Below are 26,001 nucleotides of genomic sequence, written 5' to 3'. Positions count from 1 at the left end.
ATAAAAAATCAAACGATATTTGATACAGCCTAATAGCTTCGGCTTTTATGTTTTTCTTCTTTTTCTTGCTTCAAGTCTTTGATCACACGTTGAGTTTCTTTTAATGTTTCTATTATCTCCAAAAACGAGCCGTATTCAGTAGGTGAATAGGCTTTGGCTGTCACAGTATCACTAAAAGGGTTATACGACTGTTTAAAGCCCTTTAACTGCTTAATTAGGTGTTGTTTAAACTCTAATTCGATCCACGCGTGCCGTGCCATAAATCTTTTTAGTGCAATAGGTGAGTCAGTCGGGGTGTCATCCCGTAATGCTTGATAAAACTCACCGTCATAATGCTGTTCAGTAAAAAACAGCTCTGCTTCACTGGGTTTTGATAGTGGTGGTTGCTCTGTTGAGCGTTTATGAATGTCAGAATGAAACCTTGAAGATAAAAAATCATTGTAATCACCCAAATAACTGAGCATATAAGGCGCGTGGGCTATCTGCTTGTTTAAACAGAGCATTGCTTTTTTATCTTTATCATTTATGAGGGTTTCCAAGTAGTCCTCATAAACGCCCATATCACTTGTTGATACTTCATTTAATTGGTCTATTTCGTCAGAGAAAGATTGTGAAGCACTTAGTTTTTTACCCCACGACAAATAAGTATCAAACTTAGTTTTTAAGTATTTATAAAAGTCCCAATTTTCAGGTTGATAATTTTCTGGCTTGGCTTCCAAGTGGCTTAACTCCTTAAATATTTTACTTTTAATAAAAATAGCTAAATATTGCGCTACGTTAATATCGGACGTTTTAAGGGTTGAAGTAAAGTGTTTTTTATCTTTTACAAGCAAAGACTTATATTTTACAGGTATACGAAAACGAAAATAATAGTTTTTAGATTGAGGATATTGATATAAATAATGTGAAATGTTGTTCATAACTTGCCTTGTGTGACTAAGTTATGTGGCTAAGCTTTTTAAAAGCAAAAAACCCGTTGACTTTAAATTAATAAAATCAACGGGTTAATCTAAATGTGGCGGTGAGATAGGGATTTGAACCCTAGAAGGGCTACAAACCCTTGCTGGTTTTCAAGACCAGTGCTTTCGACCACTCAGCCATCTCACCAATCGTCTTAAAACAAATGCTTGCTTGAAGACGAGGCGAATATTAAAGTCTCTACTTAACGTTGTAAAGTACTATTTTACGAATTTTCACTGATTCATGATTGTTTGCTAATAAAATAGACAACTTGCTAGTAAATCAGCCAATTCATACAAATATTGAGGATTATATGACTGATAAAAACTGTCGTTGCCCATGGTTAGACTTGAGTAAACCCGATTATGTTGCTTATCATGATTACGAATGGGGAGTGCCTGTTCGTGATGATAAAAAGATGTTTGAGTTTCTTATTTTAGAGTCTGCTCAAGCGGGTTTAAGTTGGTACACAATTTTAAAAAGGCGTGAGGGTTATAAGAAAGCGTTCGCAAATTTTGATGTGGTGGAAGTTTCGCAATTTGATCAAGCAAAAGTTGAAGAGTTAATGCTAAATGATGGCATTATCAGAAACAGAGCCAAAATAAATGCAGCAATTAATAATGCAAAGGTTTTTATTGAAATTCAAAAAGAGTTTGGCAGCTTCTGCAATTATTTATGGGGCTATGTTGACAATACGCCAATAATTAATGAGATAAAAGAGTTATCTGACTACCCTGCTACAACTGAACTATCAGATGAAATTAGTAAAGATTTAAAAAAGCGAGGGATAAAATTCTTTGGCTCCACCATTTGTTATGCCCACCTGCAAGCGTGTGGTTTAATTAATGACCATGCGTTAACTTGTTATAGACGAGACCAGATGATAAACAATTAATCGTTTAAACTTACAAAGTAAACCATTAACAAAAGAATACAATTTATTATCATGTTTATGTATATTAGAGCGTAGTAATTAGAAATAACCCATGCCATAATATGTCAAGGATTGAACGGTTAACTTTACATTAAGACTTGAACTTATTAATTTTAACCCTATCTAAATAAGTATAATAATTTTTGAAGGAAAGATTATGCAATCAAATATGAATTTTCAAACAGCTAGCCAAAGTTCTGCTATTGAAATTAATAAGGTATTAAAGAATACCTATATGTTGTTATCAATGACCCTAGCCTTTAGTGCTGTTACAGCGGGTATATCGATGGCAATGAACTTGTCGCATATGACTGCGCTAGTAATGACTTTAGTAGCATTTGGATTAATGTTTGTTGTAAATAAAAAAGCAGACCAAGCAAGTGGTATTTATTGGATATTCGCTTTTACTGGTTTAATGGGTGCTTCACTTGGCCCAATGTTAAATGCTTACGCTTCTTTACCGAATGGCGGCACATTAATAATGCAAGCATTAGGCGGAACAGCACTAATCTTTTTCGCTTTATCAGGCTATGCATTAACAAGTAAAAAAGACTTCTCTTTTATGGGTGGTTTTTTAATGGTTGGTTTAATCGTAGCTATTGTTGCAAGTTTGGCGAATATCTTTTTCCAAATTCCAGCGTTATCTTTAGCAGTTAGTGCAGCTATTATCATGATTATGTCAGGTTTGATTTTATTCGATACAAGCCGCATCATTCACGGTGGAGAGCGTAACTATATTAGAGCAACAATCTCTTTATACTTAAATATTTATAATATTTTTGTGCACCTACTTCATTTATTAGGTGTTTTTGGTAGCGATGATTAATTGCCATCAAATCTAGTTTGCTTTATAGCTTATTGCTATAATGAAAAGCCTCGTTAATACGAGGCTTTTTTTATGCATCAATTTCAGGAAGTAACGTGAATAAACTCGCAGTTATTATTACATCACCTCCTAGCAGTAACTTATCTGTTACTGCTATTGAATATATTGAAGCCGCTTTAGCATTACAGATTGAGATTGTAGGGATCTTTTTTTATCAAGACGGCGTTTTACATGCTAACACCTTTGTGGAAGTTCCAACCGATGAATATCAAGCACAAGCAAAATGGTTAGCGCTAAAAAATGAATTCAATTTATCTCTTCATTTATGTGTTACTGCAGCAAGTAAACGAGGCTTACAAGTTGATGAAACCAATTCTGTTGAGCCACAATCATCTAATGTTGCGGATGCATTTGAAATTTCTGGTTTAGGTGAACTAGTAGAGTTAACTAATTATGCTGATCGGGTAATACAATTCTAATGACCAAAAAAACACTCGCTATCATTAACAGTAAAGCCCCCTATTCTTTTAACCACGGAAAAGATTCTCTCGATATTGCTTTAATTTTTGGATCGTATGAGCAAGGTATATCCTTATTTTTTCAAGGCGATGGTGTCTTTCAATTGACACCAAATCAAGACGGTGAGCAATTATCACTGAAAGATTATTTAAAAACTTTCTCAGCATTTGAGTTTTATGACATTGAAGATATTTATGTTTGCTTAGAATCGTTACATGAACGAAGTTTAACGAGCTCTTTTCATATCGAAAATGTAAAGGTGCTGCCCGCAAGAGAATTTGCACATGAATTAAAACAGCATAAACACATTTTGAGATTTTAATAGATGACGACATTACATTTAGTAAGACAATCAGCATTTAATAGCCAAGAACTCTTTCAATGCTCTCAGATTATACTACCTGCAGATATTTTAGTGCTTATAGATGATGGGTGTTACAACTTGAACCACACCCTGTTAACAAATATTAAAAACATCATCAGTGTTAAAAACATAAAAGTAATTCAACATCATGTATCAGCACGTGGTCTTAACGTGCCAGAGTTTATAGAAGTAATAAGCATGAATGAATTAGTCAATTTAACTTTTGATACAGAAAATGTGATCACATGGCAATAGAAATTAATTTTCAGAACAAAACAATATTAACTGACAAACATGGCTACCTTGAAGATTATCAAGTTTGGGATAAAGAATTAGCTACTTACTTAGCAGAATTAGATGGTGTTGAATTAACACAAGCCCACTGGGAGGTTATTCACTTTGTTAGAGAGTTTTACTTAACATACAAAACATCACCAGCAATAAGAGCTCTAACCAAAGCGATGAAAGTTGAGTTTGGGGAAGAGAAAGCTAATAGTAGATATTTATATAGATTGTTCCCAGAGGGACCAGCGAAACAAGCAACAAAATACGCAGGCTTACCAAAACCTGCGCGTTGCATTTAACAAAGTTAGTTGACTAAACTTTAATATTAACTTGGCTACCACTATTACCAGAAGGCGCTGGTACATTACTTAAATCTGCAGTTTGAATTAGTTTAATTGCCATTTGACCTTCAAGTTCTTGTTGATCTTTAGCTAGGCTTGCCGTTTTTAACGCAAAGCCAGTATCTGTGTTCGTTTGAACTGATGAAGGTGAACCTAACACGATTGACATAAATATTTCCTCAAAAGACATTCAAGACTTTATCGGCCTGAATAAGGATAAGTTTAGTTTAATTCAAAAAAAAACCTGTACAAATTGTACAGGTTTTTAATCTTACTGATTTAATATTATTTTAGAGGTAATGTTGGCACTGTAATCCCTGCCATTTCTAACATTACACGTACAACCTGACAGCTGTAACCAAACTCATTATCATACCAAACATATAATACTGCGCGATCACCGTCGACGATAGTTGCTTGTGAGTCAACTACACCAGCATATCGAGAACCAACAAGATCTGTAGATACGATTTCTGTAGAAGCCGTGTAATCAACCTGGTTTTGTAATTCTGAATCTAAAGATATTTGACGTAAGTAATCATTTAAAGCAGTTTTATCAGTTTCAGCTTTTAAATTTAAGTTCATGATAGCCATTGAAACGTTTGGCGTAGGAACACGAATAGCGTTACCTGTTAATAAACCTTTTAATTCCGGAAGTGCTTTAGACACTGCTTTTGCAGCACCAGTAGTACTAATAACCATGTTCAATGGTGCACTACGACCGCGACGAGGCGCTTTATGGTAGTTATCAATTAAGTTTTGATCATTTGTATAAGAATGAACAGTTTCAACGTGACCATTTTTAATGCCAAACTTGTCGTTGATTGCTTTTAAAACAGGTGTAATAGCGTTTGTTGTACAACTTGCTGCAGATACAATTTTATCTTCTGGTAAAATCATATCTTGGTTTACACCATAAACAATGTTTTTAATGTCACCTTTAGCTGGTGCGGTAAGTAAAACTTTAGCTACACCTTTTGATTGTAGATGCTGACCTAAACCGTCTTCATCTGACCAGATACCTGTGTTATCAACAACTAAGGCATTGTTAATGCCATGTGCAGTGTAATCAACTTCTGAAGGAGATTTAGCGTAAATAACTTTTATAAAAGCGCCGTTTGCTTTAATTACATTGTTTTCGCTATCAGTGGTGATACTTCCATTAAAAGCACCGTGAACTGAATCACGACGTAATAAGCTAGCACGCTTTTCTAAATCGTCATCGCCTTTACTTGGGCGTAAAACAATTGCACGTAAATTAAGTTTTGCATTTGGACCAGTTTGTTCAATTAACAGACGAGCAAGTAAACGACCAATACGACCAAAACCGTATAAAACAACGTCTTGGCTCTCTTGATCAATATTCTCACGAGAGATTGCAGTTAATTGTTTCTCTAAGTATTGCTCAATTGATAAGTCATTTGCTTGACCTTGATATAAGTAACTGTAAGCTAATTTACCAATATCAATTCTTGCAGGTGCTAATGTCATTGAGTTTAATGCTTCAACAAAAGGAAAGCTTTCTCTTAAACGCAACTTGTTATCTTCATGTAAGGCAACAGATTTATGTGCCTTAATAATATCGATAGGAGAAGCATTTAATAATGGGCGGCCATAAACAGATATTTCAATACCTTTATTTCTAAATAGCTGCCCTATGATAGGTTGCATATTTTCTGCAAATGTTTGACGCTCTTGCCAGCTTGCTTGATACTTTTCCTCAAGATGAGAAGTCATTATTTGAACCTTTTATTTCAGTCAATTGAACACAAACTATTATTTAAATAGTAACGTTTAAGAAAAATGATACTAAATAATAGCGGATAGTTAGATTTGGTGCGTATTGTAATGCAGCATGAAATATTTCTCTATAGGTTACAGGATTATTTTTAGCCTTTTTGGCTTATATCAAACTAAGGTATTAATAATATATTCACACGGTTTATGTGTTTTTGGCATAAAAGAATAAAGTACTCAACACAGAGAAAATGAATTAGCCGCGGTTTTTCATATTGTATTGAGTTTATGAGTTGGGGATGAATACTAAACTTAAAGAGTTAATACAGTACCGTTTATAGGTAGGTTTTGGTCCGTCATCAAAAACGTGACCTAAATGTGATTGACAGTTTTGACACCTTACTTCTGTTCTAAGCATATTATGAGAAGTATCTTGAATGTATTCTATAGCACCATCAATACCTTGGTAGAAACTTGGCCAACCACAGCCTGAGTTAAACTTCGTAGAACTGTCAAATAATACTTTTTCACAGCAAACACAAAGGTATTGTCCCACTTCCCAGTGATTATTATATTTACCGGTAAATGGTTGCTCAGTTGCAGCTAAGCGGCATACCTTATAGGCAGCTTCGCTTAGCTTATCTTTATATATATCTTCACTCACGATATTTAGTCATCTATTAATTTCATTTCACGATCAAGTGTAGACCATTCAACATGAAACTTTTTACCTGCTGGCTTATCGACTCTTTCAAAGGTGTGTGCGCCAAAGAAATCACGTTGACCTTGTAAAAGATTAGCAGGCAATACCGCTGAACGCATAGAATCATAGTAAGCCAGTGCAGAAGACAGTGCGCCTGTAGGAATACCTTTCATCGTGGCAAAACAGATAGATTTACGCCAATTATCTTGTCGCTCACTTAATTGCTTTGCAAAAAATTTATCGAGTAATAAGTTATCTAGCTTTTCATTTCTTTCAAAGGCATCAGTAATTGATTGCAAGAATATAGCTCGAATTATACAACCTGCACGCCAAATTTTTGCGATGCTAGCAAAATCGAGTGCCCAACCATGCTCTTTTGCAGCCAATTTCATTAACTGAAAGCCTTGGGCATAAGCACAAATTTTTGCACAGTAAATAGCATCATGTAGTTGTTCTATGATAGCTAAAGACTCACTTTCTGATACTGGAACATTTGAAGGTCCTGATAAATCGACACTAGCTTGTTTTCTTAACTCTTTAAATGATGAAATAGAACGTGCATAAACAGCTTGAGCAATAGTTGGCGCAGGACACCCTACTTCTAGACTACTCATAGCAGTCCATAATCCGGTACCTTTTTGCCCGGCTTTATCTAGTATTAAGTCTACCAAAGGCGTTTCTGTATCTGATGTCTTATGCCTTAATACTTCGACAGATATTTCCATTAAATAACTATCAAGTAAACCATTATTCCAAGTTTCAAAAATATCTGCTATTTCATCACACGACAAGCCGAGTCCAGATCTAAGTACATGGTATGCTTCACATATAATTTGCATATCAGCGTACTCAATACCGTTATGTACCATTTTTACATAATGTCCGGCTCCTGCTGGGCCTATATAAGCGGCACAAGGTTCACCATCCTCAATGATTTGCCCAGGTTTGTTTCGTTCAATTGGCTTACCTGTAACAACATCTACTTTAGCTGAAATCGCTTCCCAAATAGGTTTAACTCTAGCCCAAGCGTAAGGTGAGCCACTTGGCATTAAGGAAGGTCCGAATCTGGCTCCTACTTCACCACCTGAAACTGCTGAAGAAAACAAAAGGAAGTTACTTTTGTATTTCTCTTCTCTTGCTACAGTATCAACCCATAAGCTATTCCCTGTATCGATAATAATGTCATCGGGTTGAATACCTGCTCCAATCAAGTTTTCACATACTTGATCTACGGGAGCTCCAGCAGGAACACTAAGTACAATTAAATGAGGTGCTTTTAACTGAGATAATAATTCAGTATATGAAGAACAACCATAAACACGAGGCGTAGACGTTGTATTTTCATGTTCATCTTGAGCTATAACTGCTTGTACTTTTTCATCACTTAAATCAAAAGCGGCAATGTTATAACCATTATCTGCGAGGTTAAGTACAAGATTTTTACCCATTACGCCTAAGCCAATAAATCCAATGTCACACAAAATTTTATCTTGTGTCATAAGTTTTTCCTTTATGAAGTCGAGAGTGTTATTCACAATTTATTATTTTTCTAATATTCTAACATGCAATTACAAAAGTATTGTACAAATTGGCTAAAATATTCAATTAAACATAATTAATTTAGTAATTTTACATAAAAAAGGCAAAAACATGAAAATTTATGCCAAATACAGTGAGTTTAACTTGTGTTTTTTTTGAAATGATGTAATTTTACTACATAATGAATTTTAGAGGTTACAAACATGATTAAAGTTGGTATTAATGGTTTTGGCCGTATTGGCCGTTTTGTATTTAGAGCAGCAGCTGAGCGTAATGATATCGAAGTTGTCGGTATTAATGATCTTATAGATATTGACTATATGGCTTACATGCTAAAGTATGACTCAACTCATGGCCGCTTTAAAGGTACTGTGGACGTGGTAGATGGCCAATTAATTGTGAATGGCAACGTAGTACGGGTAACCGCAGAAAGAGACCCTGCAAATTTAAAATGGAATGAAATTGATGTAGATGTTGTTGTTGAATCTACAGGTTTGTTCCTAACTGATCAAACTGCACGTAAGCATATTGAAGCAGGAGCAAAACAAGTTGTACTTTCTGCCCCATCTAAAGATGATACTCCAATGTTTGTTTGTGGTGTAAATTTAGATAAATATGATGGTCAAGATATTGTTTCTAATGCATCGTGTACCACAAATTGTTTAGCACCAGTTGCAAAAGTGTTAAACGATAACTGGGGTATTGAAGACGGTTTAATGACAACTGTTCATGCAACAACCGCAACACAAAAAACAGTAGATAGCCCATCAGCAAAAGACTGGCGTGGTGGTCGTGGTGCAGGACAAAATATTATTCCTTCATCTACGGGGGCAGCTAAAGCCGTAGGTAAAGTAATCCCTGCTTTAAATGGCAAACTAACAGGTATGGCATTTCGCGTACCTACACCTGATGTGTCAGTAGTTGATTTAACTGTAAACCTTAAAAAACCAGCAAGTTATGATGAAATTTGTCAAGCAATGAGCGCAGCAGCTGAAAGTGATCTAAATGGAGTACTTGGTTATACCGAAGATGCAGTAGTTTCAAATGATTTTATTGGTGAAACTTGTACATCAGTTTTTGATGCAAAAGCTGGTATTTCACTGACCGATACTTTTGTGAAGATTGTTGCTTGGTATGATAACGAGATTGGCTATTCTAACAAAGTACTAGACTTGGTTGCTTATGTTAGTAACTATAAAAAATAATACTCTTTAGTACTTATTTCTAATAGACAAAAGGGTTAAGTATTATTTACTTAACCCTTTTTACATTGACTCATTTTAAAAATTTATTAATTTAAACATTTAATGAATGATTAATCTGTTGCAATACCGCTTGTGGATCAGCAGCCTTGGTAATGGGTCTACCTATAACCAAGTAATCAACACCAACATCAATCGCTTGTTGTGGGGTCATAATTCTTTTTTGGTCATCACTGCTTGAACCCGCTGGCCTAATTCCTGGTGTGATCAATTTAAAATCTTTACCAAGTTGTAGCTTTAATTGCTCAGCTTCCCAAGCAGAACAAACAACACCATCTAAGCCACTTTTTTGCGTTAGCTGTGCTAGAGACATGACTTGTTCAGCAGGTGTTTTAGTTATGCCTAAACCTAATAAGTCTTCTTGACCCATACTTGTTAAAACCGTTACTGCAATTAATAAAGGCGCTTCACTACCAAATTGACTTAACGCTTCACGTGATTTTATCATCATTTGTTCACCACCACTGGCATGAACATTAACCATCCAAACTCCCAGATCAGCTGCAGCTGTCACTGCTTTAGCAACAGTGTTTGGAATATCGTGAAATTTCAAATCAAGAAAAACATCAAAACCTTTTCCTGTTAATTGTTTAACGAATTCTGGACCAAAATAAGTAAACATTTCTTTGCCAACTTTTAATCGAGCATCACTTGGCTCAATACGGTCAATAAATGATAACGCCTCTGACTTTTTACCAAAGTCTAACGCCACAACTACTTTTGGATCGTTCATGATTTTTCCTATCTTTAATACAATAGATTCCCGATAAAAGACTTCGGGAATGACTGTTAATTTAGTATTAGTACTAACTAAACTTTACGCTAGCTATGATATCTAGCTTTTAAAACTAATAATGATTCGTTTCAACATGGTATAGCTCTAGAACAAAGAGATTGCACGGAACTGACGATAGTCAGTGAGTACATTCGAAGCAGTAGCTTGACCATACAAAAAGGGAATATTATTCCCCTTCTAGACCCCGCACTGGCTTAAGCTGTTCCCATTCATGGCATGAAGGACAAGACCAGTAATGTGTTGAACTATTAAAACCGCAGGTTCTACAACTATACCTGTGCTTTATATTGATATACTCACTTATTAAATCTTTTATTAAATCTAAACTAGTATTGTCAACATCATCAGACTGACTCATCTGCATTTTAATAAAGTGCTGAAAGCCCCGAATTGTCGGGCGACGTTTTAATGCAGTTAAAATAAACTCTTTAGCTTTTTTATGACCATTATTTTCTTGGATATGATTCACATAAGTAATTAATGCACTTGAGCTTGCAGTTTCGTCATAGACTTTTTTAATAAATTTATAAAAGTCATCAAGTTCATCTAGTCGAGTGTAACAATCATGCATTTGTTGAATGACATCTGGAAAAAACTCTTTATCTTGCTCATAAATTGCTTGATAACATTGTGCTGCTTGTTCACACTGATCATGATTTTCATATATTTTTGCCATAAGCCAGTTAGCTCGACATGAGTTAGGATCTAAGGCAAGTGCTTCTTCAAGTAATTCAATAACGTCAATAAACTTGTCTTGTTCAAAAGCTGTGGTTGCAAGTTCACAATAAAAGTTTGCTAAGGTATGTAGCTGTCTCTTATCATTAACTTTTTTAATCAGTTTTTTATGTGAAAGACCTTGTTGCCAGTCTTTAGTAGATTGAAAGATTTGTAATAAATAACTTATCGACTTCAAACCATAAGTCTTTGACTTAAGCAATTTAGTAAACATTTTCTCAGCTCTGTCATATAAACCAGCGCTAAGAAAATCTTTACCTAATTCAAATACGGCTTGTTGTTTTGCTTTTGTCGGTAAACCACCTAACCTAACAAGATGCTCATGTACTTTTAAAGCACGGTCTAACTCGCCACGTTTCCTAAATAAATTAGCCATAGCAAAATGTGCTTCGACACTATCATCCTCAACTTTCAATGCATCCAATAAAGAATCAATTGCTTTATCTTGTTGATTTGAAAGAAGGTAATTCAAGCCCGTTGAATATTTTATCGAGAGATCTTGCTTTTCTGTTTGTTGGTTTTGTTTGACGCTGTTACGACCCATAAACCAACCATAAGCCATGGCAACAGGTAATAGAAGAAATAGTAGCTCAATCATTTAAAACGTAATCAACCTAAAGTTATTGTTGGGGAGTTGATAAAGCTTTCTTGCCTTTACGAACTAATCGCCACACTATGGTGACTAAGATACCTATAATAAAGCCAAGAGCTGAAAATATACTTACTGCTTCAGCTACCGTTATTTCACTTCTAGCAATTAAGTAATTTAAGGTAATTATTTGATCGTTTTGACTGCCAAATATGAATGCAATTAATATAAAAAATAATAGTAAAAATAAGGTGATATATAAACGCACGGTGATTTACCTTAAATAATAGGAATAAAAAAACGGCATACTTAAAAGTATGCCGCTTATTATCTAACTTCTTAGTTCACTTTGCAATTTATGCTGCTGAAAGATTAACTCTTTCACGCAATTCTTTACCTGGCTTAAAGTGTGGAACATATTTCCCACTTAATTCAACAGACTCACCCGTTTTAGGGTTTCTACCTACACGAGGTGCACGATAATGCAATGAAAAACTACCAAAACCGCGAATTTCAATACGCTCACCTTTAGATAAAGATTGCGCCATCAACTCTAAGATTTCTTTTATTGACTTTTCAACATCTTTAGCAGGAACATGGTTTAATTTCTCTGCTAATTTTTCAATGAGTTCTGATTTGGTCATTTGACCCTCCAGTATTCACTAAGCACCGCGTCAAAGCTAGCGTTGCGCCATGAGGTGATAAAGTATAAGTAGAGTATTTATCAATACTCTACTCGCGAGTTACAACTAAATGTAACGTTACAAAGTAAACTAAAGTAAATTAGTTTTGTGCGTTTTTAAACGCTGCTGCCATTGCACTTAAACCAGTTTCTTCAGCTTGGTTTAAGTTATCCATAGCTTCACGCTCATCTGCTTGGTCTTTCGCTTTGATTGATAAGCTAATAGTACGGTTCTTACGATCCACACCCATAAACTTAGCTTCAACGCTATCACCAACAGAAAGTACTGAAGTTGCATCTTCAACACGTTCAACAGAGATATCAGCAACACGAAGGTAACCTTCAACACTTTCTGCTAATTCAATCTTAGCACCTTTAGCATCTACTTCAGCAACCTTACCTGTAACAATAGCACCTTTTTTCTTATCTGTCAGATACATATTGAATGGATCGTCTTCTGCTTGTTTAACACCAAGAGAAATACGCTCACGCTCAGGATCAACTTGTAATACGATTGCAGTGATTTCGTCACCTTTCTTGTAATCACGAACAGCTTCATCACCGCCGTTCCAAGAAATATCTGATAAGTGAACTAAACCGTCAATACCACCGTCTAAGCCGATAAAGATACCAAAGTCAGTAATTGATTTGATCTTACCTGAAACTTTATCACCTTTGTTGAAGTTTTTAGCAAACTCTTCCCAAGGGTTAGCAATACATTGCTTAAGACCTAAAGAAATACGACGACGTTCTTCATCAATTTCTAATACTAGTACTTCAACAGTATCACCTAAGTTAACAACTTTAGATGGGTGGATGTTTTTGTTTGTCCAATCCATTTCAGAAACGTGAACTAAACCTTCAACACCTTCTTGGATTTCAACAAAACAACCATAGTCAGTTAAGTTAGTTACGCGACCAGAAAGTTTAGAACCTTCTGGGTAACGGTTAGCAATTGCTACCCATGGATCTTCGCCTAACTGCTTCATACCTAGTGATACACGTGTACGTTCACGGTCAAACTTAAGTACTTTAACTTGAATTTCATCGCCAACGTTAACGATTTCACTTGGGTGCTTAACACGTTTCCAAGCCATATCAGTGATATGTAATAAACCGTCAATGCCGCCAAGATCTACGAATGCACCGTAATCTGTAAGGTTCTTAACGATACCTTTAACTTCTTGACCTTCAGCTAATGACTCAAGTAATTCATCACGTTCTGCGCTACCTTCAGCTTCGATAACTGCACGACGTGAAACAACTACGTTATTACGCTTTTGATCAAGCTTAATAACTTTGAATTCTAAATCTTTACCTTCAAGGTGAGCAGTGTCACGTACTGGACGAACATCAACTAATGAACCAGGTAAGAAAGCACGGATGTTGCTAACTTCAACTGTGAAACCACCTTTAACTTTACCGTTGATAACACCGATAACAGTTTCTTTTTCTTCGTATGCTTTTTCAAGCACTTGCCATGCTTCGTGGCGTTTTGCTTTTTCGCGAGAAAGAATTGTTTCACCGAAACCATCATCAGTTGCATCTAATGCAACATCGATCTCATCACCAACACTTACTTCTACTTCACCAGCAGTGTTTTTGAATTGATCAATTGAGATAACACTCTCAGATTTTAAGCCAGCATCAACAATTACATTGTCTTTGTTAACTTGAACGATAGTACCACGGATAATTGAACCCGGACGAGTTTCGATTTCTTTTAAACTTTCTTCAAAAAGTTGTGCAAAATTTTCAGTCATAACTTGTATATAAACTCAGTTATTAATCCAATCTACGTTCTTGTATCATGGGGTTGTTAAAATAGCCCAGTGCATCCTTACAGTAGGCCTAAAGTTATTCTTAAACATGTTAACTATAGCTAGTTTTTAGCTAATTACACGTTAAGAAGTGTATTGTAATTGTGTTAACTTTTCATTCGCAAATGACAGGACTTTATTGACGACTTCCTGTATGGAAAGGTCAGTAGAATCAAGGGTTAACGCACCTTCAGCAGGAACAAGCGGAGCAACCTTTCGGTTCTGATCTCGCTCATCTCTTTGACGTATGTCATCCAAAAGGCGCCCGATTTTAACATCAAAGCCCTTTTCTTTCAACTGATTAAATCTTCTCTCTGCTCTTTCTTCAGCGCTTGCGGTTAAAAATATCTTAACAGGTGCTTGAGGAAATACGACGGTTCCCATATCTCGACCGTCAGCTACCAAGCCAGGAGCAAGACTAAAAGCACGTTGTCTTCTTAATAGCGCTTCCCTAACTCTAGGAAATGCAGCTACTTGTGAAGCTAACGCACCAATCTCTTCAGTACGAATTGAATCAGTGACATTTTCACCTTCTAAAATTACTTTAGCTTCACCTTGACTGTTTATTTCAAATTGCACATCAAGATGTGCCGCTAAAGGAATGAGAGGCTCTTCTTCTTCTAAACTTACGTTGTGATGTTGCAGTGCAACGGCGAGGACACGATAAATTGCACCACTGTCTAATAAGTGCCAACCTAGCTGGTCTGCAACTATCCTAGCGACTGTACCTTTACCCGCACCACTAGGTCCATCTATTGTAATTACTGGAATGCTTTCCTGCATACACATTTCTCCTAACATCAAAAATCGGCGGCATTATACGAGATTTGTAACGTAAAATCGCCAAAAATATTCTCTTCTGCGATGGTTAACAAGATATTTGCGACAGTTTATCGAAATAATCAGGAAACGTTTTGGCAGTACACTTAGGATCATTTATTGTCACAGGCGTATCACTTAAAGCAACTAGAGAAAAGCACATAGCAACGCGATGATCGTTATAAGTATCTATTTCAGCATGCGTTATATCGCTAGGTGGTGTAATTGAAATAAAATCTTCTCCCTCAACAACTTCAGCGCCAACTTTGCGTAATTCAGTGGCCATAGCATTCAAGCGGTCAGTTTCTTTTACACGCCAATTATAGATGTTACGAATAGTGGTGGTGCCTGTAGCAAATAATGCTGTTGTAGCAATGGTCATGGCCGCATCAGGAATATGATTCATGTCCATATCTACAGCCGTTAAAGGTTTACCAACGACTTTGATTGATTCGTCACGCCATTGAACATCAGCACCCATTTTCTCAAGTACATCTGCAAAATGTTTATCACCTTGAACACTTAATTTACCAACACCATGAACAGTAACTTCCCCGCCTTTAATGGCACCTGCTGCTAGAAAATATGATGCTGATGATGCATCACCTTCAACCATATATTTGTCTACAGCTTGATAGGTTTGATTACCTGTCACTGAAAACGATTTGTAATCATTATTCTTAACGCTAACATTAAAACGCGACATGATATTCAGGGTAATATCTATATAGGGTTTAGATACTAAGTCACCATCAATCTTGATGTGAGTATCAGAGTTAAGTAATGGGGCAATTATCAAAATTGCGGTAAGGAATTGACTTGAAATAGAACCGTCAATCGTCACGGTATTTCCTTCAAGTGATTTTCCATGAATTTTTACTGGCGGATAGTCTTTATTTTCAAGGTAATCTATATCAGAGTTCAATTGCATTAAAGCATCAACTAAATGACCAATTGGACGCTCTTTCATTCTAGGTTCACCAGTTAAAATAAACTCACCTTCACTCGCTGCAAGTGCCGCGCATAAAGGTCGCATTGCAGTGCCGGCATTACCTAAATATAACTCTAGTGGTTCGTTTGTTTTAAAGAATCCATTGTTACCGACCACGGTACACTCTGTACCGCAGTCACTTAACGAATAATCTACGCCTAAAGTGCGTAATGCGTTTAGCATATGGTTAATATCATCACTCACTAATAAGTTGGTGATTTTTGTCTCACCATTAGCTAAAGCTGCGATGAGTAATGCTCGATTCGATAAACTTTTAGATCCGGGTAAAAAAACTTCTCCATTGATCGAGTCAATTGGATTTAATGTTAACTGCTCCACTTTACATGTTCCTCTCTTCAAACTGTTGCATAAATTCTACAAGCGCTTGCACACCTTCAATTGGCATAGCGTTGTATATGCTTGCTCGCATTCCACCGACAATTCTGTGTCCTTTTAATGCGGTTAAGCCTGCGTGTTCGGCTTCTTTTAAAAATTGGTAATTTAAAGTCTCATCTTTCAACCAAAACGGTACATTCATTTTGCTACGATACTGGTCAATAATATTATTTTGATAAAAAGTACTTTGGTCGATAGCTTTATATAATAGATCTGCTTTTGCTTGGTTTATAGTTGCAATGGCTTTTACACCTCCCTGCTCTTTTAACCATTTAAATACCACACCTGCTAAATACCATGCATACGTTGGCGGTGTATTGTACATAGAATCGTTATCGGCTGAGGTTTTATAATTCATAATGCACGGAGTTGCAGGTTGTTCATGACCAACAAGATCATCACGCACAATCACAATCGTTAAACCTGAAGGGCCAATATTTTTTTGTGCTCCAGCATAAATAAGGCCAAACTTTGAGACATCTATTTCATGAGATAAAATGGTAGAAGACATATCTGCAACTAGAGGCACGCCATTGGTTTCAGGAATTTCAAAAATCTCAATACCGTTAACGGTTTCGTTAGGACAATAATGTACATACGCCGCATCAGGGGTTAATTGCCAATCTTTTGAAGGGAGAACACTTGTTTGCTCACCACTTAAGGTAATATCGACAGTGTTTATATTGCCAAATTTTTGAGCTTCAATGGCCGCAGCCTTTGACCAAGATCCTGAAATAATATAATCAGCTGTTTTACCTTGTGGTAAAAGGTTAAGAGGAACAGCAGAAAATTGCCCCCTACCACCACCATGACAAAACAAAACGTGATAATTATCAGGGATAGACATCAATTCTCTTAAATCAAGTTCCGCTTGTTTAGCCATATCCATATATATGCTACTACGGTGACTCAATTCCATGACGGAGCTTCCCGTAGATTGCCAATTGATAAACTCTCGTTGAGCTTTTTCCATTACAGCTTTTGGTAACATGGCTGGACCAGCACAAAAATTAAATATTTCTGACATAGGTTTTCCTAATTAATAATGCTTCTGATTAAATCATCACTTAATAAATGACAGCGCTGTTCTCAAAAATTGAGATTAGATTCTTATTTATTAATATATTTGAGTAACGCTGTATTAAAATTTAAATATAAAAAAGGCGGTTATTAGCCGCCTTTTATTGTAGAACTTAGAGATTATTCCGCTGTTGTATCAGCGTTATCATCTTCGTTCTGTTGAGCATCGTGCTCTGGGCTAACTTGACCTTCAATAACTGATGGTTCGTCAGTTGTCTCGGCTTCATTGTCTTCAATTTCATCTATTCGCTGAAGCGCAACAACATGCTCATCTTCAGCTGTACGAATCATTCGAACACCTTGTGTATTTCGGCCAATAACACTTACCTCATTTACACGTGTTCTCACAAGTGTACCATTGTCAGTAATAAGCATTATTTCATCTTGCTCTTCAACTTGAACAGCACCAACAACAGGTCCGTTTCGCTCACTAACTTTTATCGAGACGACACCTTTAGTCGCTCGACTCTTAGCTGGATATTCAGCTAAATCAGTACGTTTACCATAACCATTCTGTGTAATAGTTAAGATTGCACCATCGTTCTTCGGTACAATTAGAGAAACGACTTTTTGTTCACCTTCTAGTTTGATACCTCGTACACCTGTACCTGTTCGTCCGATAGGTTTTAGTGCCCAACGTTGTTCGCCTGTTTCAGGGTCAATCTTAATTTCACCAGTCTCACTATCACGCAGTTTTTCATTAAAGCGAACAACCTTACCTGCATCAGAGAACAACATGATATCGTTATTACCATCAGTAATGTCAACACCAATCAAGGTATCATCATCACGTAAATTTAGCGCGATAATACCGTTCGCGCGTTGGTTAGAATAAGCAGTTAGTGCCGTCTTCTTAACCGTACCAGAGGCAGTTGCCATGATAATGTATTTATCTTCTTCATATTCACGAACTGGTAATATTGCGGTAATTCTTTCATCTTTTTCTAAAGGAAGAATATTTACAATTGGTCTTCCTCTTGCGGTACGGCTAGCTAATGGTAATTGATACACTTTCAGCCAATATAATTTACCGCGGTCAGAGAAACATAAAATCGTATCATGGGTATTTGCAACCAATAAACGTTCAATGAAATCTTCTTCTTTCATTTTGGTAGCCGCTTTACCTTTACCACCACGACGCTGAGCTTCATAATCTGAAAGTACTTGATACTTCACGTAACCTTCATGTGACAAAGTAACTACAACATCTTCTTCTGAAATAAGATCTTCTAGTGATAAATCATGTGAAGCATTAGTGATTTCAGTTCTTCTTTCATCACCAAATTCTTCTTTAATAGCATTTAATTCTTCACAAATAACTTCCATTAAACGCTCAGGTGAAGCAAGAATATGCATTAATTCAGCAATTACGTCTAATAACCCTTTGTACTCACTTAGAATTTTTTCATGTTCCATGCCTGAAAGTTTATATAACTGTAAATCTACAATAGCTTTTGCCTGCTCTGCAGTTAAGTAATACAAACCATCACGAATGCCATATTCTGGCTCTAACCATTCAGGGCGAGCGGCATCATTACCTGCAGCGCTAAGCATATGTTCAACATTGCCTAACTGCCAACCTTGAGAAATTAACTTTTCTTCTGATTCTTTTCTATTACTAGAACTCTTAATCATTTCGATGATTGGGTCTATATTTGCTAAGGCAATTGATAGACCTTCTAGGATATGTGCACGTTCGCGTGCTTTCCTTAATTCGAAAATGGTTCTACGCGTAACAACTTCACGACGATGTAAAACAAACGCTTCAAGCATTTCCTTTAGATTGAATATTTTTGGTTGGCCATTAGTTAATGCCACCATATTCAAACCAAACGACACTTGCATTTGAGTTAATTTATAAAGATTGTTTAGTACAACCTCACCTACATCACCACGTTTAATTTCAATAACCATACGCATACCGTCTTTATCAGACTCATCACGTAAGGCAGAAATACCTTCTAAACGTTTTTCCTTAACAAGTTCAGCCATTTTCTCAATTAAGCGAGCTTTGTTAACTTGATAAGGCAGTTCATGAACAACAATAATCTCTTTACCCGTTGTTTCATTCACTTCAATTTCAGCACGAGCACGAATTTTAATCTTACCACGTCCTGTACGGTATGCTTCTTCGATACCTGCACGACCACTTATAATGCCAGCCGTTGGGAAATCAGGCCCAGGAATATGCTGTAATAGTTCGTCAATAGTAATATCGTTGTTATCTATTAACGCTAAGCAACCATCAATGACTTCCGTTAAATTATGCGGTGGTATGTTTGTCGCCATACCAACAGCAATACCTGAAGAACCGTTAACTAAAAGCGCAGGAATACGCGTTGGCATTACAGCTGGAATATGCTCTGTGCCATCGTAGTTGGGAACGAAATCAACAGTTTCTTTATCTAAATCAGCTAATATTGAATGAGCAATTTTGTCCATTCTGATTTCGGTGTAACGCATTGCAGCGGCACTATCACCATCGACAGAACCAAAGTTACCTTGCCCATCTACTAACATGTAACGCATAGAGAATGGCTGAGCCATACGAACTATGGTGTCATAAACCGCGGTATCACCATGAGGGTGATATTTACCTATTACATCACCAACAACACGTGCTGATTTTTTATATGCTTTGTTCCAATCGTTACCTAATACATCCATCGCAAATAAAACACGACGATGCACTGGTTTTAAACCATCACGAACGTCAGGCAATGCACGCCCAACAATAACGCTCATGGCATAATCTAAATAGGAAGTTTTTAGTTCATCTTCAATATTGACTGGAACTATTTCTTTGGCCAGATCGGACATAAATTGACGGTATCCCTTAACTTATTCTTGTAGCTTGAATGATAAATATTCATCAAAACTAACATCAAAATACAAAGATTTTTATTGTTATCTTAATATTACTAATTTAGTAATCAACGCAGCATACTAGCATAAAATTTTCATATGCCATACTGCTTTATTTAATGATAATTTTTAGGCTAATTTATGTCCAATACTATGCGCATAAATTGTTCACAATCACCTTAATTTACATACAATTGATCTATCCCCTTTGTTTAAAAAACGCTTTGGTTTAGAATCGTCTCAATACTTAACCCTTTTAAATAGATTGTATTGTCCATGAATCAGACAGAAAACGTTAATCCTGAAGAAATTGAAAAGTTTGAAAGTGTTGCTCACCTTTGGTGGGATTTAAGCGGAGATTTTAAGCCGTTACACCAAATTAACCCTTTGAGAGTTCAATTCATTAATCAGCATATCGCTGAGCATCCAGTATATAAACATGAAGGCATTTTCGATAAACAAGTAATTGATGTCGGTTGTGGCGGCGGTATTTTATCAGAATCTTTAGCTAAACTAGGTGCAAAGGTGACTGGTATCGATATGGGAACTGAACCACTTAATGTAGCAAAACTTCATGCGTTAGAATCGAAATTGACTATTAATTACGAAAAAACAACAGTAGAAGACAAGGCTGCATCAAATGAAGAAGCCTTTGATATTGTTACGTGTATGGAAATGTTAGAACATGTGCCAGACCCAGCATCTGTTGTTGCCTCGTGTTCTAAACTGGTTAAACCTGGTGGACTCGTTTTCTTTTCTACATTAAATAAAAATATTAAATCTTACTTACTTGCCATTCTGGCTGCTGAGAAGATTTTAAAACTTGTACCAGAAGGAACTCACGACCATGATAAGTTCATTCGTCCTTCCCAATTGATTGCATGGTCAGAGCGAAGTAATTTAAAATGTATAGATACTTGTGGTATTCACTACAATCCAATTACCGAGAATCATACCCTTACCTCGTCGCTCGATGTAAATTACATAATTTGCTGTCGTAAAGTTAATTCATAGTGTTGTAAAAAAGACCACAATGATTAAACAATAGCCTAAACAACATTCCAACCTAACCCTCTGATATAGAGGGTTATTATTTTTTACAATCCTAAACTGTCTATCAATTAATCACTTAGCCAATTTTTAATAAAATATATTTTACCTTAAAAAAATAGTGCAAAAAAATCGTTGCTTTTATCCTATTACCAAATAAATTAGCTGTAGTAGGTTAGTAAAGACTAACCGATTTTTGTTAAGTGATTTTGAGGGTAAAAATGGCCTATTTTTCCTCTTGCAAAAAAAGCAAAACCTCATTATCTTGTGCTTATAATTATAAAAATCCCTAGATATTGTGCATTCAGTGTTCAGTTGTTATTTCAGCGCTTACAGACCTTTTTAGGTTCAAGTCAAGTGAAGGATTTTTTCATTAGGGAACAATAACAATAATTGCGTATAGGTAATTCATGAATAATAATCTTTTTGTAACTAAACGTAATGGCGAAAAAGAAGCCATTGATTTAGAGAAAATTCACCGCGTCATTGCTTGGGCTGCAGATGGTCTTGAAGATGTTTCTGTATCTCAAGTTGAATTGAAATCTCATATTCAATTTTATGATGGTATTAAGACAGAAGATATTCATGAAACCATTATTAAATCAGCTGCAGATCTAATATCAGAAGAAACTCCTGATTATCAATATCTAGCCGCACGATTAGCAGTGTTTCATTTAAGAAAAAAAGCCTATGGTCAATTTGAACCACCGAAACTGTATGATCATGTCGTTAAATTAATAGAATCAGGAAAATATGATCAGCATATTTTACAAGACTATACTGCACAAGATTTTGAAAAAATTGAAAGCTTCTTAGATCATAGTCGCGACCTTAACTTTAGCTATGCCGCGGTAAAGCAATTAGAAGGTAAATATCTCGTTCAAAACCGTGTTAGTGGTGAGATATATGAAAGTGCCCAATTCTTATATATCTTAGTTTCTGCATGTTTATTCGCAAAATATCCTGCCGAAACACGTTTGCAATATGTAGAAGATTTTTATCACGCAATTTCTCAATTTAAAATTTCACTGCCTACCCCTATTATGGCAGGCGTAAGAACACCAACAAGACAATTTTCATCTTGTGTACTAATTGAATGCGATGATAGCTTAGACTCTATCAATGCAACCTCAAGTGCTATTGTTAAATACGTATCACAGCGTGCTGGTATTGGTGTCAATGCAGGTCGTATTCGAGCCCTAGGTAGTACTATAAGAAACGGTGAGGCATTCCACACAGGATGTATCCCTTTTTATAAACACTTTCAAACAGCGGTTAAAAGCTGTTCTCAAGGTGGTGTTCGAGGTGGAGCAGCCACATTATTCTACCCACTTTGGCATTTAGAAGTTGAAAGCTTACTTGTTCTAAAGAACAACCGTGGTGTTGAAGAAAACCGAGTAAGACATCTAGATTATGGCGTACAGTTTAATAAATTAATGTATCAACGCTTAATCAAAGGTGGTTCAATAACCTTGTTTAGCCCAAGTGATGTACCTGGCCTTTATGATGCTTTCTTTGAAGATCAAGAGAAATTCGAACAGTTATATCTGCAATATGAAAATGATGAGAATATTCGTAAAAAGCGTATTAAAGCTATAGAGTTATTCACTTTATTTGCACAAGAACGTGCGAGCACAGGTCGTATCTATCTACAAAACGTTGATCACTGTAATACTCACAGCCCATTTGAACCAACAAAAGCCGCAATACGTCAAAGTAATTTATGTTTAGAAATTGCTTTACCAACAAAGCCGATGGATGACATTAATGATGAAAGTGGAGAAATTGCACTTTGTACATTGTCTGCTTTTAACTTAGGCGCAATTGACTCCCTCGATGAGCTTGAAGGTTTAGCTGATTTGGCAGTACGTGCGTTAGATAGCTTGTTAGATTATCAAGACTACCCTATTGCTGCAGCAAGAAATGCATCTATGTCACGACGTACACTAGGTATAGGTGTTATTAATTATGCATATTACTTAGCTAAAAATGGTTTATATTATTCAAACGGCAGTGCGAATAATCTAACTCATAGAACATTTGAAGCAATTCAATACTACTTGTTAAAAGCAAGTAACCTACTTGCTAAAGAGCAAGGTGCTTGCCCTAAGTTTGATGAAACACGTTTATCACAAGGCATTTTACCGATTGATACTTATAAAAAGTCAATTGATGACATTACCGGTGAAAAACTGCATTTAGACTGGGAAAGCCTAAGAGCGAGCATTAAAGAATATGGTGTTAGAAACTCAACTGTATCAGCCTTAATGCCATCAGAAACATCATCTCAAATATCAAATGCAACTAACGGTATTGAGCCTCCAAGAGGTTTAATTAGCGTTAAATCAAGTAAAGATGGTGTTTTAAAGCAAGTTGTACCTGATTATAAAAACTTAAAAGATAATTATGAATTACTCTGGAATATTCCAAGTAACGATGGTTACCTTGAATTAATTGGCATCATGCAAAAATTTGTTGACCAAACCATTTCAGCGAATACAAATTATGATCCTTCTAAATTTGAAGGTGGAAAAGTACCTGTTAAACAAATATTAAAAGATATTTTAACTGCATATAAACTAGGCGTTAAAACCATGTACTATCACAACACACGCGATGGCGCGACGGATGATGTTGAGGTAGAAGACGACGGTTGTGCTGGTGGTGCTTGTAAAATCTAACAATTTTTTCATTTTTAAAAACATATTCTAAAGCAGTATAAACTCTTTGTTTATGCTGCTATATAACGGCAATTTAGGATAAATAGTCATGCCTTATACTACCTTTAATCAAACACCAAATGATGCATTGTTAGAACCAATGTTTCTTGGTAACAGTGTTAATGTTTCTCGTTATGACCAACAACGCTTCTCTGCTTTTGAAAAGCTTATTGAAAAGCAACTCTCTTTCTTCTGGCGCCCTGAAGAAATTGATGTTTCAAAAGATAGAGCCGATTGGCAAAGTTTAACTGACTCTGAAAAGCATATATTTATCTCTAATTTGAAGTATCAGACATTACTAGACTCAATGGCTGCTCGCTCAGTTAATGCTGTTTTATTACCGTTAGTTTCATTACCTGAAGTTGAAACATGGGTTGAGACATGGGCTTTTAGTGAAACAATCCATTCTCGCTCATATACTCATATATTACGTAACCTGTTCACTGAACCTGGTGAAGTTTTTGATGATATTGTTGTTAACCCAGCTATTTTGAAACGTGCATCAAGTATCGCTAAATATTTTGATGATGTGATTTTAACAACACAATTGTTGCAATCTCAGGGTGAAGGACAATACGAAGTTGAAGGGAAAACGATTGAAGTTAACAAAAGGAAATTAAAAGAGCGCCTCTACTTAGCTGTTTGTTCAGTTAATGCCCTTGAAGCCATTAGATTCTATGTTAGTTTTGCCTGCTCATTTGCTTTTGCTGAACGAGAACTACTCGAGGGTAATGCAAAGATTATCCGTCTAATTGCACGTGATGAAGCACTTCATTTAACTGGTACCCAACATATTATTAATAACTGGGCAGCCGGCAAAGATGATCCTGAAATGAAAGTCATTAGTGAAGAAATGCGAGATGCTGGTTTGCAAATCTTCCTTGATGTTGTTGAACAAGAAAAAGAATGGGCAGAATACCTATTCAAAGATGGTTCAATGATTGGTTTAAATGCAGAAATCTTAAATCAATACATAGAATACATTTCAAATCAAAGACTTGCAGCTTTAGGTTTTGATGCACCTTTCGACATTAAAAGTAACCCGTTACCATGGATGAACGCCTATTTAGTGAGTGACAATGTACAAGTAGCTCCGCAAGAGTCTGAAATATCAAGTTATCTTGTTGGTCAAGTAGACTCAACTGTTGATGCCGATGACTTTGATGATTTTGATCTATAAAAGTGCCTACCTTCGTTAGGTGTATCGTAATCAAAGCATTATTTTATGATGAAAGATAAAAGTACACCTAACATATTAGATAAGCTTGGTGATTTAATCCCTACTATCTCTGTTAACGATCAACAGATTGCTTACAAAAATCCAAAGCAAACGTTATTGGAATGTTTAGAAGCCGCTAAAGTCGAAGTGCATTATCATTGTAGGGATGGTTTTTGTGGAGCATGTAGAGTGACACTTCGTGAAGGTGAGATTAGTTACCCTAACGGAGAACCACTTGCTTTTGTCAAAACAAATGAAATACTCCCCTGCTGTTGTGTTCCTGTTACCGATATAACGTTAGAAATTGAATAATTATAAAAGACTATAAACCACTTAAACTTTACGTTTTAATTAATTTAGCAGAAATACTATCCATTACTTTATTAAACTCAGGTAACAGAGTTTGATAAAGTGGTGCGTAGTCATCGCTTATGTTTTTATTAATCGCTTCATCTAATGCTTTTGTACATTCAAACAGTGAAGTCGCGCCCACAGAACTCGATACACCTTTCAATGTATGTACAATATGCTTTAACGCCGTATAATCTTCAGTTGAAATGGCTTGTTCCAGTTTTTTACCATCTTCATTATGATCTTCATAAAACATAGCCAAGATTTCTAAAAATAAAGCTTCGTCACCTAGCACATTATTTATGCCTATTGCTGAATCTATACCGTCAATCTGAATTTCTGGTGTTTGTTCATCATGTAAATCTAAATCTGAGAAATTATCATTCATAGTAATATATTTTCTTTTTAACTTCTTAAT

General features: G+C 36.0%; 26 protein-coding genes and 1 tRNA gene. 11 read left to right on the top strand and 16 right to left on the bottom strand.

Going from position 1 to position 26,001, the window contains the following annotated elements; all coding sequences use genetic code 11:
* Positions 1–29: 29 nt before the first annotated feature.
* On the bottom strand, positions 30–920 hold the full coding sequence (locus EPA86_RS15220; protein WP_140605131.1) for a DUF6538 domain-containing protein: 891 nt from the start codon (positions 918–920) through the stop codon (positions 30–32).
* Positions 921–1,016: 96 nt separating this feature from the next.
* Positions 1,017–1,107: transfer RNA gene (locus tag EPA86_RS15215), tRNA-Ser, on the bottom strand.
* A 166-nt stretch (positions 1,108–1,273) separates the two neighbouring features.
* On the opposite strand from EPA86_RS15215, the gene EPA86_RS15210 reads away from it, so the two are divergent.
* The 6 genes from EPA86_RS15210 to EPA86_RS15185 all read left to right on the top strand — a co-directional run bounded on the left by EPA86_RS15210 (position 1,274) and on the right by EPA86_RS15185 (position 4,187).
* A complete protein-coding gene (locus EPA86_RS15210; protein WP_140605129.1) occupies positions 1,274–1,855 on the top strand; it encodes a DNA-3-methyladenine glycosylase I in 582 nt (193 codons plus the stop codon).
* Positions 1,856–2,051: 196 nt separating this feature from the next.
* Positions 2,052–2,720, top strand: a complete 669-nt coding sequence (locus EPA86_RS15205) for a Bax inhibitor-1/YccA family protein (RefSeq protein WP_211664948.1) — start codon at positions 2,052–2,054, stop codon at positions 2,718–2,720.
* A 95-nt stretch (positions 2,721–2,815) separates the two neighbouring features.
* Positions 2,816–3,199, top strand: coding sequence for a sulfurtransferase complex subunit TusD (gene tusD, locus EPA86_RS15200; protein ID WP_140605127.1), 384 nt, complete (start codon positions 2,816–2,818; stop codon positions 3,197–3,199).
* Entirely contained in the window at positions 3,199–3,561 is a 363-nt protein-coding gene (gene tusC, locus EPA86_RS15195; RefSeq protein WP_140605125.1) for a sulfurtransferase complex subunit TusC, read from the top strand. The genes tusD and tusC overlap by 1 nt, the downstream gene beginning before the upstream one ends.
* 3 nt (positions 3,562–3,564) lie before the next feature.
* Entirely contained in the window at positions 3,565–3,858 is a 294-nt protein-coding gene (tusB, locus tag EPA86_RS15190) for a sulfurtransferase complex subunit TusB (protein ID WP_140605123.1), read from the top strand.
* A complete protein-coding gene (locus EPA86_RS15185) occupies positions 3,849–4,187 on the top strand; it encodes a TusE/DsrC/DsvC family sulfur relay protein (protein ID WP_140605122.1) in 339 nt (112 codons plus the stop codon). Before tusB ends, EPA86_RS15185 begins: the two co-directional genes overlap by 10 nt.
* Before the next feature lie 13 nt (positions 4,188–4,200).
* On the opposite strand, the gene EPA86_RS15180 is transcribed toward EPA86_RS15185, so the two are convergent.
* From EPA86_RS15180 to gndA, 4 genes are all read right to left on the bottom strand, one after another.
* Positions 4,201–4,398: a hypothetical protein gene (locus tag EPA86_RS15180; RefSeq protein ID WP_140605121.1), complete on the bottom strand. Its 198-nt coding sequence runs from the start codon at positions 4,396–4,398 to the stop codon at positions 4,201–4,203.
* A gap of 116 nt (positions 4,399–4,514) precedes the next feature.
* A complete protein-coding gene (locus EPA86_RS15175; RefSeq protein WP_140605120.1) occupies positions 4,515–5,966 on the bottom strand; it encodes a glyceraldehyde-3-phosphate dehydrogenase in 1,452 nt (483 codons plus the stop codon).
* Between the two features lie 286 nt (positions 5,967–6,252).
* On the bottom strand, positions 6,253–6,633 hold the full coding sequence (msrB, locus tag EPA86_RS15170) for a peptide-methionine (R)-S-oxide reductase MsrB (RefSeq protein ID WP_140605119.1): 381 nt from the start codon (positions 6,631–6,633) through the stop codon (positions 6,253–6,255).
* A gap of 2 nt (positions 6,634–6,635) precedes the next feature.
* A complete protein-coding gene (gene gndA, locus EPA86_RS15165; protein ID WP_140605118.1) occupies positions 6,636–8,168 on the bottom strand; it encodes an NADP-dependent phosphogluconate dehydrogenase in 1,533 nt (510 codons plus the stop codon).
* A 243-nt stretch (positions 8,169–8,411) separates the two neighbouring features.
* Between gndA and gap the strand changes: the two genes are divergently transcribed.
* Positions 8,412–9,413, top strand: a complete 1,002-nt coding sequence (gap, locus tag EPA86_RS15160) for a type I glyceraldehyde-3-phosphate dehydrogenase (protein WP_140605117.1) — start codon at positions 8,412–8,414, stop codon at positions 9,411–9,413.
* A 91-nt stretch (positions 9,414–9,504) separates the two neighbouring features.
* Here the strand turns inward: gap and pyrF are convergent, their stop codons facing one another.
* From pyrF to gyrA, 9 genes are all read right to left on the bottom strand, one after another.
* Positions 9,505–10,203 (bottom strand): orotidine-5'-phosphate decarboxylase, encoded by a 699-nt coding sequence (gene pyrF / locus EPA86_RS15155; protein ID WP_140605115.1) that lies wholly within the window; start codon positions 10,201–10,203, stop codon positions 9,505–9,507.
* A 229-nt stretch (positions 10,204–10,432) separates the two neighbouring features.
* Positions 10,433–11,599, bottom strand: coding sequence for a lipopolysaccharide assembly protein LapB (lapB, locus tag EPA86_RS15150; protein ID WP_140605113.1), 1,167 nt, complete (start codon positions 11,597–11,599; stop codon positions 10,433–10,435).
* A 22-nt stretch (positions 11,600–11,621) separates the two neighbouring features.
* Positions 11,622–11,858: a lipopolysaccharide assembly protein LapA domain-containing protein gene (locus EPA86_RS15145; RefSeq protein WP_246058421.1), complete on the bottom strand. Its 237-nt coding sequence runs from the start codon at positions 11,856–11,858 to the stop codon at positions 11,622–11,624.
* Between the two features lie 88 nt (positions 11,859–11,946).
* Positions 11,947–12,234 carry an integration host factor subunit beta gene (ihfB, locus tag EPA86_RS15140; protein ID WP_140605108.1) on the bottom strand — a complete coding sequence of 96 codons (288 nt, stop codon included), beginning with the start codon at positions 12,232–12,234 and terminating at the stop codon, positions 11,947–11,949.
* A gap of 139 nt (positions 12,235–12,373) precedes the next feature.
* A complete protein-coding gene (gene rpsA / locus EPA86_RS15135) occupies positions 12,374–14,035 on the bottom strand; it encodes a 30S ribosomal protein S1 (RefSeq protein WP_140605106.1) in 1,662 nt (553 codons plus the stop codon).
* A 141-nt stretch (positions 14,036–14,176) separates the two neighbouring features.
* The gene (gene cmk / locus EPA86_RS15130; RefSeq protein WP_140605104.1) at positions 14,177–14,875 is read right to left on the bottom strand and encodes a (d)CMP kinase; all 699 of its coding nucleotides are present in this window, start codon (positions 14,873–14,875) and stop codon (positions 14,177–14,179) included.
* Positions 14,876–14,960: 85 nt separating this feature from the next.
* Positions 14,961–16,241 carry a 3-phosphoshikimate 1-carboxyvinyltransferase gene (aroA, locus tag EPA86_RS15125; RefSeq protein ID WP_140605102.1) on the bottom strand — a complete coding sequence of 427 codons (1,281 nt, stop codon included), beginning with the start codon at positions 16,239–16,241 and terminating at the stop codon, positions 14,961–14,963.
* Position 16,242: 1 nt separating this feature from the next.
* Positions 16,243–17,325, bottom strand: a complete 1,083-nt coding sequence (serC, locus tag EPA86_RS15120) for a 3-phosphoserine/phosphohydroxythreonine transaminase (protein ID WP_140605100.1) — start codon at positions 17,323–17,325, stop codon at positions 16,243–16,245.
* 173 nt (positions 17,326–17,498) lie between these two features.
* Entirely contained in the window at positions 17,499–20,198 is a 2,700-nt protein-coding gene (gene gyrA, locus EPA86_RS15115) for a DNA topoisomerase (ATP-hydrolyzing) subunit A (RefSeq protein ID WP_140605098.1), read from the bottom strand.
* 321 nt (positions 20,199–20,519) lie between these two features.
* Between gyrA and ubiG the strand changes: the two genes are divergently transcribed.
* From ubiG to yfaE, 4 genes are all read left to right on the top strand, one after another.
* Positions 20,520–21,257 (top strand): bifunctional 2-polyprenyl-6-hydroxyphenol methylase/3-demethylubiquinol 3-O-methyltransferase UbiG, encoded by a 738-nt coding sequence (ubiG, locus tag EPA86_RS15110; RefSeq protein ID WP_140605096.1) that lies wholly within the window; start codon positions 20,520–20,522, stop codon positions 21,255–21,257.
* Between the two features lie 446 nt (positions 21,258–21,703).
* Positions 21,704–23,974: a class 1a ribonucleoside-diphosphate reductase subunit alpha gene (gene nrdA / locus EPA86_RS15105; RefSeq protein WP_140605094.1), complete on the top strand. Its 2,271-nt coding sequence runs from the start codon at positions 21,704–21,706 to the stop codon at positions 23,972–23,974.
* A gap of 88 nt (positions 23,975–24,062) precedes the next feature.
* Complete coding sequence (gene nrdB, locus EPA86_RS15100) at positions 24,063–25,193, top strand: class Ia ribonucleoside-diphosphate reductase subunit beta (protein WP_140605092.1); 1,131 nt, start codon at positions 24,063–24,065, stop codon at positions 25,191–25,193.
* Between the two features lie 45 nt (positions 25,194–25,238).
* Entirely contained in the window at positions 25,239–25,544 is a 306-nt protein-coding gene (yfaE, locus tag EPA86_RS15095) for a class I ribonucleotide reductase maintenance protein YfaE (protein WP_246058420.1), read from the top strand.
* A gap of 28 nt (positions 25,545–25,572) precedes the next feature.
* Here yfaE and EPA86_RS15090 read toward each other — a convergent pair whose 3' ends face one another.
* A complete protein-coding gene (locus tag EPA86_RS15090; RefSeq protein WP_140605090.1) occupies positions 25,573–25,971 on the bottom strand; it encodes an Hpt domain-containing protein in 399 nt (132 codons plus the stop codon).
* Positions 25,972–26,001 lie beyond the last annotated feature (30 nt).

The sequence above is a fragment of the Litorilituus lipolyticus genome (genome assembly GCF_006439335.1).
Lineage (GTDB): Bacteria > Pseudomonadota > Gammaproteobacteria > Enterobacterales > Alteromonadaceae > Colwellia > Colwellia lipolytica.
Note: the sequence above shows the minus strand (reverse complement) of the source record. Positions and strands in the feature narration are given on the sequence as shown.